This is a genomic window from Agromyces sp. NPDC055661 (assembly GCF_053618135.1).
In genome coordinates this window covers 157,670-173,040 of sequence record NZ_JBSHHC010000001.1, presented here as the reverse complement: position 1 = coordinate 173,040, position 15,371 = coordinate 157,670, and the positions used below count along the sequence as shown (strand labels likewise).

Annotated in this window: 15 protein-coding genes; 9 read left to right on the top strand and 6 right to left on the bottom strand. The window is 73.0% G+C overall.

Annotation, left to right across the window (positions count from 1 at the left end):
* Positions 1-18 precede the first annotated feature (18 nt).
* Positions 19-900, top strand: coding sequence for a glycerophosphodiester phosphodiesterase (locus ACWGO8_RS00800; protein ID WP_452041264.1), 882 nt, complete (start codon positions 19-21; stop codon positions 898-900).
* Positions 901-921: 21 nt separating this feature from the next.
* Here the strand turns inward: ACWGO8_RS00800 and ACWGO8_RS00795 are convergent, their stop codons facing one another.
* From ACWGO8_RS00795 to ACWGO8_RS00785, 3 genes are read right to left on the bottom strand one after another with little or no spacing between them, the layout of a single operon-like run.
* A complete protein-coding gene (locus ACWGO8_RS00795; RefSeq protein WP_452041263.1) occupies positions 922-1,464 on the bottom strand; it encodes an O-acetyl-ADP-ribose deacetylase in 543 nt (180 codons plus the stop codon).
* A gap of 51 nt (positions 1,465-1,515) precedes the next feature.
* Positions 1,516-2,424 (bottom strand): homocysteine S-methyltransferase, encoded by a 909-nt coding sequence (gene mmuM, locus ACWGO8_RS00790; protein ID WP_452041262.1) that lies wholly within the window; start codon positions 2,422-2,424, stop codon positions 1,516-1,518.
* 8 nt (positions 2,425-2,432) lie between these two features.
* Positions 2,433-2,711: a metal-sensitive transcriptional regulator gene (locus ACWGO8_RS00785; protein WP_376957052.1), complete on the bottom strand. Its 279-nt coding sequence runs from the start codon at positions 2,709-2,711 to the stop codon at positions 2,433-2,435.
* 90 nt (positions 2,712-2,801) lie between these two features.
* Here ACWGO8_RS00785 and ACWGO8_RS00780 point away from each other — a divergent pair, with 90 nt between their 5' ends.
* Positions 2,802-5,240, top strand: a complete 2,439-nt coding sequence (locus tag ACWGO8_RS00780) for a heavy metal translocating P-type ATPase (RefSeq protein ID WP_452041261.1) — start codon at positions 2,802-2,804, stop codon at positions 5,238-5,240.
* Positions 5,241-5,305: 65 nt separating this feature from the next.
* Entirely contained in the window at positions 5,306-7,276 is a 1,971-nt protein-coding gene (locus ACWGO8_RS00775) for a DUF2207 domain-containing protein (RefSeq protein WP_452041260.1), read from the top strand.
* A gap of 20 nt (positions 7,277-7,296) precedes the next feature.
* On the opposite strand, the gene ACWGO8_RS00770 is transcribed toward ACWGO8_RS00775, so the two are convergent.
* Complete coding sequence (locus ACWGO8_RS00770) at positions 7,297-7,503, bottom strand: hypothetical protein (protein WP_452041259.1); 207 nt, start codon at positions 7,501-7,503, stop codon at positions 7,297-7,299.
* A 311-nt stretch (positions 7,504-7,814) separates the two neighbouring features.
* On the opposite strand from ACWGO8_RS00770, the gene ACWGO8_RS00765 reads away from it, so the two are divergent.
* From ACWGO8_RS00765 to ACWGO8_RS00740, 6 genes are all read left to right on the top strand, one after another.
* Complete coding sequence (locus ACWGO8_RS00765) at positions 7,815-9,938, top strand: DEAD/DEAH box helicase (protein ID WP_452041258.1); 2,124 nt, start codon at positions 7,815-7,817, stop codon at positions 9,936-9,938.
* Positions 9,939-10,063: 125 nt separating this feature from the next.
* Positions 10,064-11,095 (top strand): 6-phosphofructokinase, encoded by a 1,032-nt coding sequence (locus ACWGO8_RS00760; protein WP_376957042.1) that lies wholly within the window; start codon positions 10,064-10,066, stop codon positions 11,093-11,095.
* A 26-nt stretch (positions 11,096-11,121) separates the two neighbouring features.
* Positions 11,122-11,604: an 8-oxo-dGTP diphosphatase gene (locus ACWGO8_RS00755; RefSeq protein WP_452041257.1), complete on the top strand. Its 483-nt coding sequence runs from the start codon at positions 11,122-11,124 to the stop codon at positions 11,602-11,604.
* A gap of 89 nt (positions 11,605-11,693) precedes the next feature.
* Positions 11,694-12,872: an anion permease gene (locus ACWGO8_RS00750; RefSeq protein WP_452041256.1), complete on the top strand. Its 1,179-nt coding sequence runs from the start codon at positions 11,694-11,696 to the stop codon at positions 12,870-12,872.
* On the top strand, positions 12,869-13,216 hold the full coding sequence (locus ACWGO8_RS00745) for a peptidase (protein ID WP_452041255.1): 348 nt from the start codon (positions 12,869-12,871) through the stop codon (positions 13,214-13,216). The genes ACWGO8_RS00750 and ACWGO8_RS00745 overlap by 4 nt, the downstream gene beginning before the upstream one ends.
* A gap of 105 nt (positions 13,217-13,321) precedes the next feature.
* Complete coding sequence (locus ACWGO8_RS00740; RefSeq protein ID WP_376957033.1) at positions 13,322-13,651, top strand: DUF4190 domain-containing protein; 330 nt, start codon at positions 13,322-13,324, stop codon at positions 13,649-13,651.
* A gap of 115 nt (positions 13,652-13,766) precedes the next feature.
* Here the strand turns inward: ACWGO8_RS00740 and ACWGO8_RS00735 are convergent, their stop codons facing one another.
* Together ACWGO8_RS00735 and ACWGO8_RS00730 are read right to left on the bottom strand one after the other, a co-directional pair.
* Positions 13,767-14,555: a FadR/GntR family transcriptional regulator gene (locus ACWGO8_RS00735; protein WP_452041254.1), complete on the bottom strand. Its 789-nt coding sequence runs from the start codon at positions 14,553-14,555 to the stop codon at positions 13,767-13,769.
* Positions 14,556-14,564: 9 nt separating this feature from the next.
* Positions 14,565-15,356, bottom strand: a complete 792-nt coding sequence (locus ACWGO8_RS00730) for a 3-oxoacyl-ACP reductase (RefSeq protein WP_452041253.1) — start codon at positions 15,354-15,356, stop codon at positions 14,565-14,567.
* Positions 15,357-15,371 lie beyond the last annotated feature (15 nt).

Sequence of the window (15,371 nt, the reverse complement as noted above, 5' to 3'; positions counted from 1 at the left end):
TGGAAAGGCCCGACGCCCGTGACCCGAACCCTCCGCCGCGCCGTGCGCATCGCGTGCGCGCTCGTCGGCACCCTCGCGACCGCCGCCCTGCTGATCGTCGCCGCGACGCCCACCACCGCCTCCGCCGTCGATGTGTTCGGGGCGCTCCGGCTCCCCGGCGAGGCCGCGTTCATCGTCGGCCATCGCGGCGACCGCGCCGAGGCGCCCGAGAACACCATGCCGTCGCTCGAGCTCGCGATGGACGACCTCGCGTTCGTCGAGACCGACGTGCAGCTCAGCCGCGACGGCGTGCCGGTGCTGTTCCACGACACCACGCTCGAGCGCATCACGGGGGATCAGCGCACCGTCGGGGACCTCGACCTCGCCGAGCTCGAGCGCCTGGACGTCGGCGCGTGGTACGGACGGGAGCACGCGGGAGAGCGGATGCCCACGCTCGACCGGTTCCTCGCCGCGCTCGCCGAGCGCGAGACCGCACGCGCCCTCGTCGAGCTGAAGGCCGACTGGCGGCCCGACCAGGTGCGCCAGGTGGTCGACCTCATCGAGCGGCACCAGCTGCGTGGGCGGGTCGTGCTGCAGAGCTTCAGCCTCGAGACGCTGTTCGCCGTGCAGCAGGTGTCGCCGACGACGCCGCGCATCATGCTCATCCGCGAGCTGCCCGCGAACCCGGTGCCGCTCGCCGAGCGGCTCGGCATCATCGGGTTCGGCACCACCGCGGCATCCGTCACCGCCGTGCCCGGCGCGCTCGACGCGGCCCACGCGGCCGGCGTCGCGGTGCTCTGCTACACGCTGAACACGCACGAGCGGTGGGAGGAGGTGAGCGCGCTCGGCGTCGACGGCATCATCACCGACCAGCCGAGCGAGCTCGACCAGTGGCTCGCGGTGACCGCGCCCGGGACCTGATCCGAGCGTCGCCGGCGAGGTTCAGGCCACGTCGAGTCCGAGGCGCTCGGCGGCGGCTCGGAACTCGTCGTGCATGCGGTCGGAGAACAGCACGAATCGCACGAGGGCGGGCGCGGCATCCGCGGCCGCCGTCGTCTCGAGGGCGACCAGCGCGGCGTCGTCGGCCGGCCAGCCGTAGATGCCGGCCGAGATGGCGGGGAAGGCGACGGATGCCGCGCCGAGCTCATGCGCGACGCGCGCCGAGTTGCGGTACGCCGACGCGAGCAGCCGGCGCCGAGTCTCGGCCTCGGGACCCGGTCCGGGCCAGACCGGACCGACCGCGTGCACGACCCAGCGGGCGGCGAGCCGGCCGGCGCCCGTGGCCACGGCGTCGCCCGTGGGAAGCCCGTCGGGGAGCACGGTCGCGCGCAGGGCGCGGCACTCCGCGAGGATCTCGGGCCCGCCCGCGCGGTGGATCGCGCCGTCGACGCCGCCGCCGCCGAGCAGGCCCGAGTTGGCGGCGTTCACGATCGCGTCGACGCGCTCCGCGGTGATGTCTCCCATGACGAGCTCGATGCGCGGCATGTGCGGCTCCTTCCTCGTGGTGCGGTTGCGGGTTCCCGGTCGCGACCCCGGTCAGGCCGGGGAGCGCTCCGACGCCAGGACGCGGGCGACCGTGCGGACGTCGTCGGGTCCGGTGCGGCAGCAGCCGCCGATGAGGGCGGCGCCCGCCTCGCGCCACTCGCGCACGAGGGCTTCGGGGAACGCGCCCGTGCCGTGCCAGGTGCGCGACGCGGCATCCCATCGCTCGCCGCTGTTCGGGTAGACGACCATGGGCTTCGGCGTCGCCGCTCGCGCCGCGACGATCGCGTCGGTCACCTCGCCGGGTTGGCAGCAGTTGACGCCCACGGCCAGCACGTCGTCGCTCGCGGCCGCGAGGGCAAGGGCCTCGGCGATCGGCTCGCCGCTGCGCATCCGCCCGCCGGCCGGCGTGACCGACACCCACGCGGGCACGCCGACGCCGTCGAGCTCGGCGACGATGGCCTCCACCTCGGCGAGCGTCGCCACGGTCTCGATGGCGAGCAGGTCGGGCGCCGCGTCGGCGAGCACGCGCAGCCGGTCGTGGTGCCAGGCGCGGAGCTCCGCCACGCCGAGCCCGAGGTCGCGGTACTCCGAGCCGTCGCCGAGCGTCGCGCCGTAGGGGCCGACGGATGCCGCGACGAAGCCGTGTCCCGCCTCGTCGCATGCGCGGCGGGCCAGCTCGACGCTGCGGGCGAGCATCGCGTCCGTGGTCGCTCGATCGAGGCGCGCCCGCGCGAACCCGTCGTGGGACACCTGGTACGAGGCCGAGATCACGACGTCGGCCCCGGCGGCGAGGTACTCGCGGTGCACATCGAGCACGAGCTCTGGGCGCTCGGCGAGCACGGCGGCGCTCCAGAGGGCGGACGACACGTCGGCGCCGCGCTCGTCGAGGCGCGTTCCGAGGCCGCCGTCGAGCACGAGCGGCCCGTCGGCGAGGGCCTCGGCCGGCGTTCGACGCGGCATCCGCTCGACTACCCCCGGTTGTTCGACAGCTCGAAGATGCGCAGCAGCTCGGCGACCGCGGCGTCGCGCTGCTCGCCGCCCGCCTCGTACATCTCGCTGACGTGCGTTCGGAGGTGGTTCTCGACGAGGAGCTTGTTCAGGGAGCCGAGCGACTTCTGGACGGCCAGCGACAGCGTGATGATGTCGACGCAGTAGTCCTCGTTCTCGATCATCTTCTCGATGCCGCGCAGCTGGCCCTCGATGATCTTGGTGCGGTGCAGGGCGCGCTTCTTGATGTCATCGATCACCCGAACAGGATACCTCGTTTGCGCCATATACCCCCACTGGGTATCGTGGGGGTTCGGATTCCACGACGGATGCGACGACGGAGGATGCGGATGACCCCCCAGCACGACGAGCTCACGGTCGACCTCGACATCGAGGGCATGACCTGCGCGAGCTGCGTGTCGCGCGTGGAGCGGCGCCTCGAGCGCATCGACGGCGTGCACGCGCAGGTGAACCTCGCGACCGAGCGCGCCCGGGTGCGCTATGCGCCCGGCGTGGAGGTGGCGGAGCTCGTCGAGGCCGTGCGGTCGGCCGGGTACGCCGCGTCGGTGAGCACGCGCGGGGCGGGGGAGTCGGCGACGGCGGTCCCGTCCGCGACCGTTGCACCGGTCGCACCGGTCGCGTCCCGGACACCGGTGCCCGTGACGATCACCGCGCGTCCCCTCGACCTGACGGCGCGGACGCCCGTGCCCGTGACGATCTCGGCGCGGCCGGTCGATCCCGCGCCGGATCAGGCCCCCGCACCTGACCCGCTCGTCGTCCCCGCCCACCTCCCCGAGCCCGCGCCGCGGCGCGACCCGCTCCGCCTCCGGCTCATCGTCTCCACGGTGCTCACCGTGCCGGTGATCGTGCTCGCGATGGCGCCCGCGCTGCAGTTCCCGGGGTGGCAGTGGGTGTCGCTCGTGCTGGCGACGCCGGTCGTGCTGTGGGGCGGCTGGCCGTTCCACCACGCCGCCGCCGTGAACCTGCGCCACGGCGGCCTCACGATGGACACGCTCGTCTCGCTGGGCACGCTGACCGCCTTCGCCTGGTCGGCGTGGGCGCTGTGGTTCGGCCACGCCGGTGAGATCGGCATGATCCACGGCTGGTCGTTCGGGGTGCGCGGAACGCCGGGCGGCGACGTCTACTTCGAGGTCGCCGCCGGCGTCGTCACGGTGCTGCTCCTCGGGCGCGTGATCGAGGCGCGGTCGAAGCGGCGGGCCGGGGCGTCCCTGCGGACGCTCCTCGACCTCGCGCCGCGCGAGGTCACGCTCGTCGACGACGCAGGGCGCGAGACGCGCGCCGCGGCCGGCGCGCTGCGGGCCGGAGGGCGCTTCGCAGTACGGCCCGGCGAGCGCATCGCCGCCGACGGCGTCGTCGTCGAGGGCGAGGCCGGCGTCGACCAGAGCATGCTCACGGGCGAGCCCGCGCCCGTCGACGTGGTGCCGGGATCGCCCGTGACCGCGGCGACCATCGTGCACGGCGGCCGGCTCGTGGTGCGCGCGACGCGCGTGGGGGCCGACACGCGCCTCGCGCAGATCGCGCGCCTCGTCGAGGACGCCCAGCTCGGGGCGACCAGGGCGCAGCGACTCGCCGACCGGGTCGCCGCCGTGTTCGTGCCCATCGTCATCGCCATCGCGCTCGGCACCGCCGCCGTCTGGTTGCTGACCGGGAGTCCGCTCGAGCAGGCCGTGACCGCCGCCGTCGCGGTGCTCGTCATCGCATGTCCCTGCGCCCTCGGCCTCGCGACGCCCGTCGCGGTGCTCGTCGGCACGGGCCGCGGCGCGGAGCGCGGCATCCTCATCACCGGCCCAGAGGTGCTCGACCGCACGGCCGACGTCGACACGATCCTGCTCGACAAGACCGGCACGCTCACCACCGGCCGCATGCGCCTGCTCCGGGTCACGCCTGCGAACGGTGCCGACGGGCACGCGGGCGTCGACCGCGAGGCCGCCGAGGCCCGGGCGCTCGGCGTCGCGGCGGCGCTGGAGCGCGGGTCGGAGCATCCGATCGCCCGCGCCGTCGTCGTCGGGGCGGAGACCGCCGGTGCGCGGCACGTCGACGTCACGGGCTTCCGGGCGCACAGCGGCCTCGGGGTGACCGGCCGAGTGGACGGGTTCGACGCGGCCGCGGGCCGTCCCGCGTTCCTCGCGGACCTCGGCCACCGCCTGCCCGACGACCTCGCCGCGGTCGCCACGGCATCCGACGCCTCGCTCGTCGCGGTCGGCTGGGACGGCGAGGTCCGTGCGCTCCTCGAGGTCGGCGACGACGTGCGCGACGGCGCCCGCGACGCCGTGGCGCGACTGCGCGCCCAGGGGCTCCGGCCGGCGATCGCGACCGGCGACGGGCCGCGCGCCGCCGAGCGCGTCGCACGTGCGGTCGGCATCGACCAGGTGCACGCGGCGCTCGCGCCCGAGGAGAAGCTCGCCCTCGTTCGGCGGCTGCAGGGCGAGGGGCGCTCCGTCGCCATGGCGGGTGACGGCGTGAACGACGCGGCGGCGCTCGCCGCGGCCGACCTCGGCATCGCGATGGGCGGCGGCACGGATGCCGCGGCGTCCGCGAGCGACCTGGCGCTGCTGCGCGACGACCCGGGCGGCATCCCCGACGCGATCGACCTCGCGCGGGCGACCCGGTCGACCATCCGCGGGAACCTGTTCTGGGCGTTCGCGTACAACGTGGCGGCGATCCCGCTCGCCGCGGCCGGATTCCTCAACCCGATGATCGCGGGCGCGGCGATGGCGTTCTCGAGCGTGTTCGTGGTGCTCAACAGCCTGCGGCTCCGCTCCGCCTGAGCGGCCCCCGATCCGGGGGAGGGCCGATCGTGCTGAGCGGGCCCGCGGAGCGCTACCGTTGGCACATGCTCCGACCCCTCGCCAGGGCCGCCGCCGCGGCCGTCGTCGCCGCCGTGCTCGTGGCGTCTCCCGCGCTCGCGGCGACGGGCGCGACGCGCTCGGCACCGGGCGGCGCGTCGGAGACGGCACCGACCGTGCAGACGGCCCACGCGGCATCCGCCCCCGTGACCGCGGTGCCCGCCGGCGTCGACGATTTCACGTTCGCCTCGTTCGACGCGGTGTTCGAGCTGAGCCGCGATGCGGCGAAGCGCTCGGTGCTGGACACGACCGAGACGCTCGTCGCGGTGTTCCCCGAGTTCGACCAGAACCGCGGCATCCGGCGGGCGATCCCGCTCGACTACGACGGGCACCCGACCGACATCCGGGTCGAGTCGGTGACCGACGGGGACGGCACGCCGCGTTCGTACGAGGTCGAGGAGGACGAGAACGGCGAGTTCCTCCTCGTCACCATCGCGGCCGACGACTACGTGCACGGCGAGCAGACCTATGTCATCCGCTACCACCAGCAGAACGTCACGCTCCAGCCCGACGACGCCCCGATCGACGAGTTCTACTGGGACGTCAACGGCACGGGGTGGGCGCAGCCCTTCGGCCGGGTGCGCGCCGAGGTGCGGATGTCGCCCGACGTGGCGGCCGGGCTCAACGGCGACACCGCGTGCTATCGCGGCTGGCAGGGATCGGGCACCCTGTGCGAGTCGCTCACGACCACCGAGGCCGACCCGCCCGCCGTGATCGCGGAGGCGGCATCCCTGGGGCCGTACGAGAACCTCACGGTCGCGATCGGCTTCGAGCAGGGCACGTTCGCGCCCCGCGACAACTCGTTCGGGGCCTCGCCCGCGGCGATCGCGGGCGCCGTCGCGGCGGGCCTCACGGGGCTCGCGCTCCTGGCGGCCATCGTGCTGCGCGCCACGCGCTGGCGCAACCATCCCGGACGCGGCACGATCATCGCGCAGTACGAGCCGCCCGAGGGCGTGAGCGCGATGGTCGCGGCCGACCTCGTCGGCCACCCCGAGAAGGGCGTCACCGCCACGATCCTCGAGCGCGCCGTCGACGGCGAGCTGCGCGTCGTCGAGACCGGGCGCAAGAAGTACGCCGTCGAATTCGTCGGCGGCGAGCCCGGCGACGCGCATGCGCGGTCGGTCGTCTCCGCGCTGTTCCGCGGCAACCCGGTCCCGGGCGCGAGCCGGCAGCTCACGTCGAGCGACACCGCGCTCGGGCGGCGTCTGCTGTCGATCCGCCAGTCCGTGACGAAGGGCGTCGTGCGCTCCGGCCTGCGGCGCAAGCCCGATCCCGGACTGCGCGTGCTCCTCGCCATCGGCGCCATCTCTGCCGCCACGCTCAGCGTCGTGCTCGGCATCTTCGCGATCGACGACCGCCGCGGCGGTGCATGGCCTGCGATCCTCTTCATCGTGGCGATCGTGGCCGCGCTCGCGACCGTCGTGCTCGTGGGCAACGTGCGGCCGCTCACCGAGCGCGGTCGCGAGTTCCGCGACCACCTCGAGGGCCTGCGGCTCTACATCCGCCTCGCCGAGGCCGACCGGCTGCGCGTGCTGCAGAGCCCGAGCGGCGCGCTGCGGGTGGATCGGCCATCCGCGGCATCGCTGGCCGCAGCGTCGACGACGGGGGCGACGGATGCCGCGACGACGACCGCGACCGCCACGAGTGCCGCCGCGCTCGACCCCGCCGTGGTGCTGAAGCTCAACGAGCGGCTGCTGCCGTACGCCGTGCTCTTCGGACTCGAGCGCGAGTGGAGTCGCGTGCTCGCCGACCTCTACGAGGCGCGCGGCGAGGAGCCGACCTGGTACTCGGGTCGCAGCGGCTTCGACGCCGGCTCGTTCGGCGTGGCGGTGTCGTCGTTCTCGACGGCGTCGAGCACGTCGTGGTCGGGCTCGAGCTCGAGCTCGTCGTCGAGCGGCTCGTCGGGCGGCGGCTCGTCGGGCGGCGGTGGTGGCGGCGGCGGAGGCGGCGGCGTCTGACCCCAGGCGGCGGACCGGGGTCAGCCCTCGTCGTCGGCCGAGCGCTCGTCGCGCAGGTCGACGTGCCGCTCGGCGTCGATGCCCGGCACCTCGTCGTCGAGGCTGTCGTCGAGCGCGCGATGGTCGTCGTCGGGGGCGAGCTCGTCCTCGACGAACTCGGTGTCCTGCGCGACGGTGAATTCGTCGTCGTCGGGCGACGCGGCGCCCGACCCAGCGAGAGCGTCCATGGTCGAAGCATAGGCCGACTCCGGCGCACCCGCACCGGGTGATCCGGCCCGCTGGGAGCCTCCCCGGCGGCGTCACGTCGCGCCGCCCGCATTCCTGCGGCTAGAATGGCATGGCGCCCGACGAATCCGTTCTTCGGCCGACCGCGTGAGCCCGGCTCGCGCGCTGCTCGGTTCGGGATTCGGCGTACCGCATGCGGCATCCGAGACGTCACGAGCGTCTCGACCACCGCATCGGTGTCGAGGGAGCGACCAGCACGGTCGCGCCCGGGGGGCGACCTGACAACGGGAGACCGGCCGGAAACGGGAGGACCATGGCCCAGACGAGGCAGCGCCAGCGCACGCGTTCGCGTGACGACGACGCCCCCATCATCCCGATCCTCGCCCGCAAGGTGCGCGAGGTCGAGACGAAGGCGCAGAAGGGAAAGCTCGGCCCGACCAACCGCACGAAGTTCCAGGTGATCGCGCTGCTCATGCGCGAGGAGCGCGCGCGGGTGAAGGCCGACCCCGACGTCGCCGATGCGGCCCGCGCCGAGCTCCTGAAGCGGCTCGACGGCATCGCGCAGATCCTCGCGAAGACGGCCGCCCGCGACACGAGCCTCATCGCGCTGCTCGAGCCCGACGCGTCGATCTCCACGGTCGCGCAGCGGTTCCGCCGCGACTGGCTGCTCGAGTCCGGCGCCGACCTCAGCCCCGACGAGCTCATCATCACGCGCGAGTCCGCTCCGGCGCCCGAGCTCGCCGAGAACCAGGTCATCCCGGCCTCGGTGCGCTCGCGCCAGCTCGCGAACCCGTTCCTCGCGCCCGACTTCTCCCGGCCGACCGCTCCCGTGGTGCCCGTGCGCCGCCTCGCGAACTGGGAGCTCCTCGGGCCCCTGTTCAAGTCGTTCGAGATCGGCTCCGGCGGCCAGGCCGCCAGCATGGACCTGCCCGAGGCACCGAAGGTCGACCGGCTCTCGCCGCGCGGCCTCGAACTCATGAAGCACCAGATCCGCTTCATCGAGGCCGCACGCGAGGGCCATCGCACGTTCCTGCTCGCCGACGAGCCGGGCCTCGGCAAGACCGCGCAGTCCGTGCTCGCGGCATCCGTCGCCGACGCCTACCCGCTGCTCGCGGTCGTGCCGAACGTCGTGAAGATGAACTGGGCGCGCGAGGTCGAGCGCTGGACGCCGCACCGCCGCGCGACCGTCATCCACGGCGACGGCGACTCGCTCGACGCATTCGCCGACGTGGTCGTCGTCAACTACGACGTGCTCGACCGGCACATGGCGTGGCTGTCCACCCTGGGCTTCAAGGGCATGGTCGTCGACGAGGCGCACTTCATCAAGAACCTCTCGTCGCAGCGCTCCCGCAACGTGCTCGCGCTCGCCGACCGCATCCGGCGCACCACGCCGGGCGGCGACCCGCTGCTGCTCGCGCTCACGGGCACGCCGCTCATCAACGACGTCGACGACTTCCGCGCGATCTGGCAGTTCCTCGGCTGGATCCAGGGCGACAAGCCGTCGCCCGCCCTGCTCGGGCGTCTCGAGGAGGCCGGGCTCACGCCCGCCGACCACGGCTTCTACGCCGAGGCCCGGCGCACGGTGATCGACCTCGGCATCGTCCGTCGCCGCAAGGTCGACGTGGCCGCCGACCTGCCCGACAAGCGCATCGCCGACCTGCCGGTCGAGCTCGACGACGAGCTGGGCCGTTCCGTGCGCGCCGCCGAGCGCGAGCTCGGCAACCGCCTCGTCGGCCGGTTCCGTGCGCTCGTCGAGTCGCGCAACCTGCGCGTCGGCGACCTCGACGAGGACGAGCGCGACCAGTTCATCCGCGCCATCGCACGCGCAGAGCTCGAGGAGTCGAAGTCCGCCAAGTCGGGCGAGAACGTCTTCACGATGGTGCGCCGCATCGGCCAGGCGAAGGCAGGCCTCGCGGCCGACTACGCGGCGCAGCTCGCGCGCTCGGTGGGCAAGGTCGTGTTCTTCGCCAAGCACATCGACGTCATGGACCAGGCGGAGGCGGCCCTCGCGGCCCGCGAGCTCCGCACCGTGTCGCTGCGCGGCGACCAGACCGCCCTGCAACGCCAGGCCGCCATCGACGCGTTCAACAAGGACCCCGACGTGGCCGTCGCCGTCTGCTCGCTCACCGCGGCGGGCGTCGGCGTCAACCTGCAGGCCGCGTCGAACGTCGTGCTCGCCGAGCTCAGCTGGACCGCGGCCGAGCAGACGCAGGCCATCGACCGCGTGCACCGCATCGGACAGGACGAGCCCGTCACCGCCTGGCGCATCATCGCCGCGCACACGATCGACGCCCGCATCGCCGAGCTCATCGACTCGAAGCAGGGCCTCGCTGCCCGTGCGCTCGACGGCAGCGACGTGGAGCCCGGCTCGGCGGACTCGGTGCAGCTCGACGCGCTCCAGCACCTGCTGCGGGCCGCCCTCGACGGCGCCCTGTAGCGTCCCCGATCGGCCCGGATCGGGCCGCGCGGAGCCGACGCTATAGACTGCCGCAGTCGATACGCCCCGACGTCGTGGCATCCGGCACCCGCCATGTCGAACGAGTACCTGGGAGTCCCGCACACATGAAGATCGGTCTGCTCACGAGTGGGGGCGACTGCCCCGGCCTGAACGCGGTCATCCGCGGCGCCGTGCTGAAGGGCGTCATCTCCCACGACACCGAGTTCGTCGGGTTCCGCAACGGCTGGCGCGGCGTCGTCGAGCGCGACATCATGCCCATCACGCGCCACGACGTGCGCGGCCTCGCGAAGACGGGCGGCACGATCCTCGGCTCGAGCCGCACCAACCCGTTCGAAGGCGAGGGCGGCGGCCCCGAGAACATCCAGCGGATGCTCGACGAGGAGGGCATCGACGCGATCATCGCGATCGGCGGCGAGGGCACGCTCACGGCCGCGCGCCGCCTGCACGACGAGGGCGGCATCAAGGTGCTCGGCGTGCCGAAGACCATCGACAACGACCTCGCTGCGACCGACTACTCGTTCGGCTTCGACACTGCCGTGCAGATCGCCACCGAGGCCATCGACCGCCTGCGCACCACCGCCGACTCGCACGGCCGCTGCATGGTGCTCGAGGTCATGGGCCGCCACGTCGGCTGGATCGCGCTGCACTCGGGCATGGCGGGCGGCGCGCACGCCATCCTCATCCCCGAGCAGCCGCAGACGATCGAGCAGATCTGCGAGTGGGTCGAGTCGGTGCGCGACCGCGGCCGTGCGCCGCTCGTCGTCGTCGCCGAGGGCTTCACGCTGCCCGGCATGACCGAGGCGCACTCGCACAAGGGCCTCGACGCGTTCAACCGGCCGCGCCTCGGCGGCATCGGCGAGCTGCTCGCGCCGCTCATCGAGGAGCGCACGGGCATCGAGTCCCGCTCGACCGTGCTCGGCCACATCCAGCGCGGCGGCGAGCCCACCGCCTACGACCGCGTGCTCGCCACGCGCCTCGGCATGGCCGCCATCGAGGCGGCCTACGCGCACGCGTGGGGCTCGATGGTGACGCTGCGCGGCACCGACATCAAGACCGTGTCGATCGCCGAGGCGACCGGCAGCCTCAACCGCGTCCCGCAGGACCGGTACGACGAGGCGAAGATCCTCTTCGGCTGACCCTTCGACGAGCTCAGGGACCACGGATGCCGCTGCCCCAGGTCTGCGTCTGCTACCTCCTGCGCGAGCAGGGCGGCGTCGTGCAGGTGCTCCTCGGGCGCAAGAAGCACGGACTCGGGCAGGGCTACTTCGTCGGCCTCGGGGGCAAGCTCGAGCCGGGGGAGTCGGCCGTCGACGCGGCCGTGCGCGAGGTGTTCGAGGAGTCGGGGGTCGTGGTCGCGGCATCCGACCTCGAACCGCGCGGCCTGCTGACCTACCACTTCCCGCATCGCGAGGCGTGGAGCCAGGAGTCGAGCGTCTTCGTGTGCCGTACGTGGACGGGCGACCCGTCGGAATCCGACGAGCTGGACCCCGAGTGGATCGCCCTCGATGACGTGCCCTTCGACGAGATGTGGGACGACGCCCGTCGCTGGCTGCCCGAGGTGCTCGCGGGAGGCCGCGTGCGGCGCACCTTCGTGTTCGGTGAGGATCTCGCGACCGTGGTGGCTGAGCCGGAGTCGGTCGCGTAGTATCGTCGGGGCACGGCGCTCGCCGGATCCGCAACCAACGTCCCCTGAACATTCGGTGAAACGCACCACCGAGACAGAGAAAGACGCCGGTGGAAACCCTCCTCATCGTCGTGCTGGTCATCGCACTGGCGCTCTTCTTCGACTTCACGAACGGCTTCCACGACACCGCCAACGCGATGGCGACGCCGATCGCCACGGGCGCGCTCCGCCCGAAGGTCGCCGTCACGATCGCCGCCATCCTCAACCTCGTGGGCGCGTTCCTGTCCACCGAGGTGGCCAGGACCATCTCGGGCGGCATCATCAAGGAGGGCGACGGCGGCGTGCTCATCACGCCCGAGCTGATCTTCGCCGGCCTCATCGGCGCCATCGTGTGGAACATGGTCACCTGGCTGCTCGGGCTCCCGTCGTCCTCGAGCCACGCCCTCTTCGGCGGCCTCATCGGCTCGGCCCTCGTCGGCTTCGGCGTGCAGGCGATCGACTTCAGCGTCGTGCTCTCGAAGATCGTGCTGCCGGCCGTACTCGCGCCGCTCACTGCGGGCGTCGTCGCCTACACCGCAACGAAGCTCGCCTACTCGATCACCCGCCGGTACGACGGCAAGCCCGACGGCCGTGACGGCTTCCGGCACGGGCAGATCTTCTCGAGCTCGCTCGTCGCGCTCGCCCACGGCACCAACGACGCGCAGAAGACCATGGGCGTCATCACGCTCACGCTCATCTCGGTCGGCCTCCAGCCCGCGGGCAGCGGCCCCGAGTTCTGGGTCATCGTGGTCTGCGCGATCGCCATCGCGCTCGGCACGTACATGGGCGGATGGCGCATCATCAAGACGCTCGGCACGGGGCTCACCGACGTCAAGCCCGCGCAGGGCTTCGCCGCCGAGACCTCGACGGCGGCCACGATCCTCGCCTCGACGCACCTCGGCTTCGCCCTCTCGACCACGCAGGTCGCGTCGGGCTCGGTCGTCGGTTCCGGCCTCGGCCGTCGCGGGTCGAAGGTGCGCTGGCGCACCGCGGGCCGCATCGGCGTGGGCTGGCTCCTGACGCTCCCGGCCGCCGGCGCGGTCGGGGCGCTCGCCGCCCTCGTCGCCCAGCTCGGCGTCGTGGGCATCATCATCGACACCATCGCCGGTGTGGTGGTCATCGCGACCATCTTCCTGTGGTCGCGGCGCAGCGAGGTCTCGTCGCAGAACGTGGTCAGCGAGGTCGCCGACTCGGGCAGCGCGGTGAAGATCAAGCGCAACCCCAAGCCGAAGAAGCAGGTGACCCGATGATCGACTGGGCCGCGTTCGTCGTCGTCTTCATCGCGGCGTTCCTCGGCGCGACGGTGATCGTGAGCACCTACGCGCTCGGGATCCGGCTGCTGACGATCTCGGGCCGCACGCCGATCGTGACGCCGGCGGAGTTCACCGACGCGATCACCGTCATCACCCCGGCCGAGGCGAAGGCGGCGGCCAAGAAGGCGGCGAAGGCCGCGAAGAAGAGCCCGCTCACCGACGGGCAGAAGCGCGCGGCCTACGTCGGCGCGTGGACCTGCTTCGTGCTCAGCGCGCTCTCGGTGATCGTGGGCATCTTCCTCATCGTGCCGGCGCTCCACCGGTTCATCGGCATCGCCTGACCCCGACGGCAGCGACCCCACGTCCGGTTCGGGGGATATCCCCATACTGCGGCGTGCGCGGCATCCGTAGCGTGGAAGCACACCCACGAACAGGAGATCACCACCATGACCACCGCAGCTCCCACCTCGTCGCAGCAGGCGCCGTTCGGCGAGCCGAACCCCTACGCGACCCCCGCCGCATCCGTGGCCGAGTCGCGCGGATTCAGCATCGCGAGCCTCGTGCTCGGCCTCGTGTCGATCGTCGCGAGCTCCACGTTCTTCGTGCCGATCATCGGCCTCGTGCTCGGCATCATGGCGCTCAGCCGCGAGCCGAACACGCGCACCATGGCCATCTGGGGCATCGTCCTCAACGCGGTCATGCTGGCCGGCACCGTGCTCTTCGCGTTCGGCGCCGCGCTCGTCGGACTCGCGTTCCTGCCGTTCGCGTTCCTCTGATCGGCAGCCCGGCGCGCGTCGGGCAGAACGGGCCGCCCCCTGGCTTCGGGGGCGGCTCGTTCGCGTGTCCGGCGTGTGCCCGCCGCGTGCCGAGCGGATCCCGCGCCGCCTCGCGTCAGGCGTAGAACCCGCGCAGCAGCGCCTCGGTGCCCTCGAGGTGCTCGGCCATCGCGGCCGCGGCATCGTCGGGGCTGCCGCGCAGGATCGCGTCGACGATCGCGCGGTGCTGCTCGTCGGAGTGCGCGATGTTCGGCGCGAGCAGCGGGATCCCGTCGAGGAGCTCGTTGACGCGCATGCGCACGTCGGCGAGCAGCGGGATGACGCTCGGCGCGCCGAGCACCTCGGCGATGAGCAGGTGCAGGCGGGAGTCCGCCATGCGGTACTGGTCGCCGCGGGCCGTGCGGCACTCCTCGTAGGCCTGCCACAGCCGCTCGCGGTCGGCGGCCGCGAGCTCGCTCTCTGCCGCACGGCGGGAGGTGCCCACCTCGATGACCGCACGGAGCGACAAGGTGTCCTCGAGCCGTGAGCGCGGGTCGGTCGGATCGCGGTCGAGCGACGAGATGCGCGGCGACGCGGTGGGCAGCTCGTCGGACACGAACGTGCCGCCGTAGCGCCCGCGGCGCGACACCACCCATCCCGCGTCGGCCAGCGAGCCGATGGCCTCGCGGATGGTGTCGCGGCTCACGGCGAGCATGCCCGCGAGCTCGCGCTCGGGCGGCAGCCGATCGCCCGGTCCGATGAGGCCGAGCCGGATCGACTGCAGCAGCCGCTGCACGGTCTCCTCGAACGCGTTCGCCGGCCGCGCGGGCGTGAGCAGCAGCCCCGCGCTCAGCACTTCCGCGGCGCCGTCGACGGGAGCCGCGGCATCCGCCGCCGCCCGCTCGTCGTGCGCGTCGGTTCGCATGCTTCGAGCCTAGAGCGGCGTGACGTAGGCGGAGCTGATGCCGCCGTCGACGAGGAAGGTCGAGCCCGTGATGAACGAGGCGTCGTCGCTGGCGAGGAACGCGACCGCGGCCGCCAGCTCCTCGGGCTCGGCGAACCGGCCCACGGGGATGTGCACGAGTCGGCGCTGCGCGCGCTCGGGGTCCTTGGCGAACAGTTCCTGCAGGAGCGGCGTGTTCACCGGTCCGGGGCAGAGCGCGTTCACGCGGATGCCCTGGCGGGCGAACTGCACGCCGAGCTCCCGGCTCATCGCCAGCACGCCGCCCTTCGAGGCCGTGTAGGAGATCTGCGAGGTGGCCGATCCCAGGACCGCGACGAACGAGGCGGTGTTGATGATCGACCCGCGGCCCTGCGCGACCATGTGCCGGAGCGCCGCGCGCGAGCAGAGGTAGACCGACTTCAGGTTCACGTCCTGCACCTTCTGCCACGCGGGCAGCTCCGTGGTCTCGATCGAGTCGTCGTCGGGCGGTGAGATGCCCGCGTTGTTGAACGCGATGTCGACGGAACCGTACACGCGGGCCGCCTCGTCGAAGAGGTGGTCCACCTGCTCCTGGTCGGTCACGTCGACCTGCACGAACAGGCCGCCGACGAGCTCGGCCGCGGTCGGGCCCGCCGCGGCGTCCATGTCGCCGATGACGACCGTCGCGCCCTCGGCGGCGAGGCGCTTCGCGGTGGCCAGTCCGATGCCGGATGCTCCGCCGGTGATGACGGCGACGCGTCCGGCGAGCCGCTGGGTGAGGTCGATGCGGGCCAGGTCGGTCATGGTGCTCCTGTCGTA

Bases quoted from the DNA above. Each gene is read 5' to 3' on its own strand.
- ACWGO8_RS00795 (WP_452041263.1), bottom strand. From the start codon at position 1,464: ATGCCGCGCATCGAGCTCGTCATGGGAGACATCACCGCGGAGCGCGTC.
- mmuM (WP_452041262.1), bottom strand. From the start codon at position 2,424: ATGCCGCGTCGAACGCCGGCCGAGGCCCTCGCCGACGGGCCGCTCGTG.
- ACWGO8_RS00780 (WP_452041261.1), top strand. From the start codon at position 2,802: ATGACCCCCCAGCACGACGAGCTCACGGTCGACCTCGACATCGAGGGC.
- ACWGO8_RS00775 (WP_452041260.1), top strand. From the start codon at position 5,306: ATGCTCCGACCCCTCGCCAGGGCCGCCGCCGCGGCCGTCGTCGCCGCC.
- ACWGO8_RS00770 (WP_452041259.1), bottom strand. From the start codon at position 7,503: ATGGACGCTCTCGCTGGGTCGGGCGCCGCGTCGCCCGACGACGACGAA.
- ACWGO8_RS00765 (WP_452041258.1), top strand. From the start codon at position 7,815: ATGGCCCAGACGAGGCAGCGCCAGCGCACGCGTTCGCGTGACGACGAC.
- ACWGO8_RS00760 (WP_376957042.1), top strand. From the start codon at position 10,064: ATGAAGATCGGTCTGCTCACGAGTGGGGGCGACTGCCCCGGCCTGAAC.
- ACWGO8_RS00755 (WP_452041257.1), top strand. From the start codon at position 11,122: ATGCCGCTGCCCCAGGTCTGCGTCTGCTACCTCCTGCGCGAGCAGGGC.
- ACWGO8_RS00745 (WP_452041255.1), top strand. From the start codon at position 12,869: ATGATCGACTGGGCCGCGTTCGTCGTCGTCTTCATCGCGGCGTTCCTC.
- ACWGO8_RS00740 (WP_376957033.1), top strand. From the start codon at position 13,322: ATGACCACCGCAGCTCCCACCTCGTCGCAGCAGGCGCCGTTCGGCGAG.
- ACWGO8_RS00735 (WP_452041254.1), bottom strand. From the start codon at position 14,555: ATGCGAACCGACGCGCACGACGAGCGGGCGGCGGCGGATGCCGCGGCT.
- ACWGO8_RS00730 (WP_452041253.1), bottom strand. From the start codon at position 15,356: ATGACCGACCTGGCCCGCATCGACCTCACCCAGCGGCTCGCCGGACGC.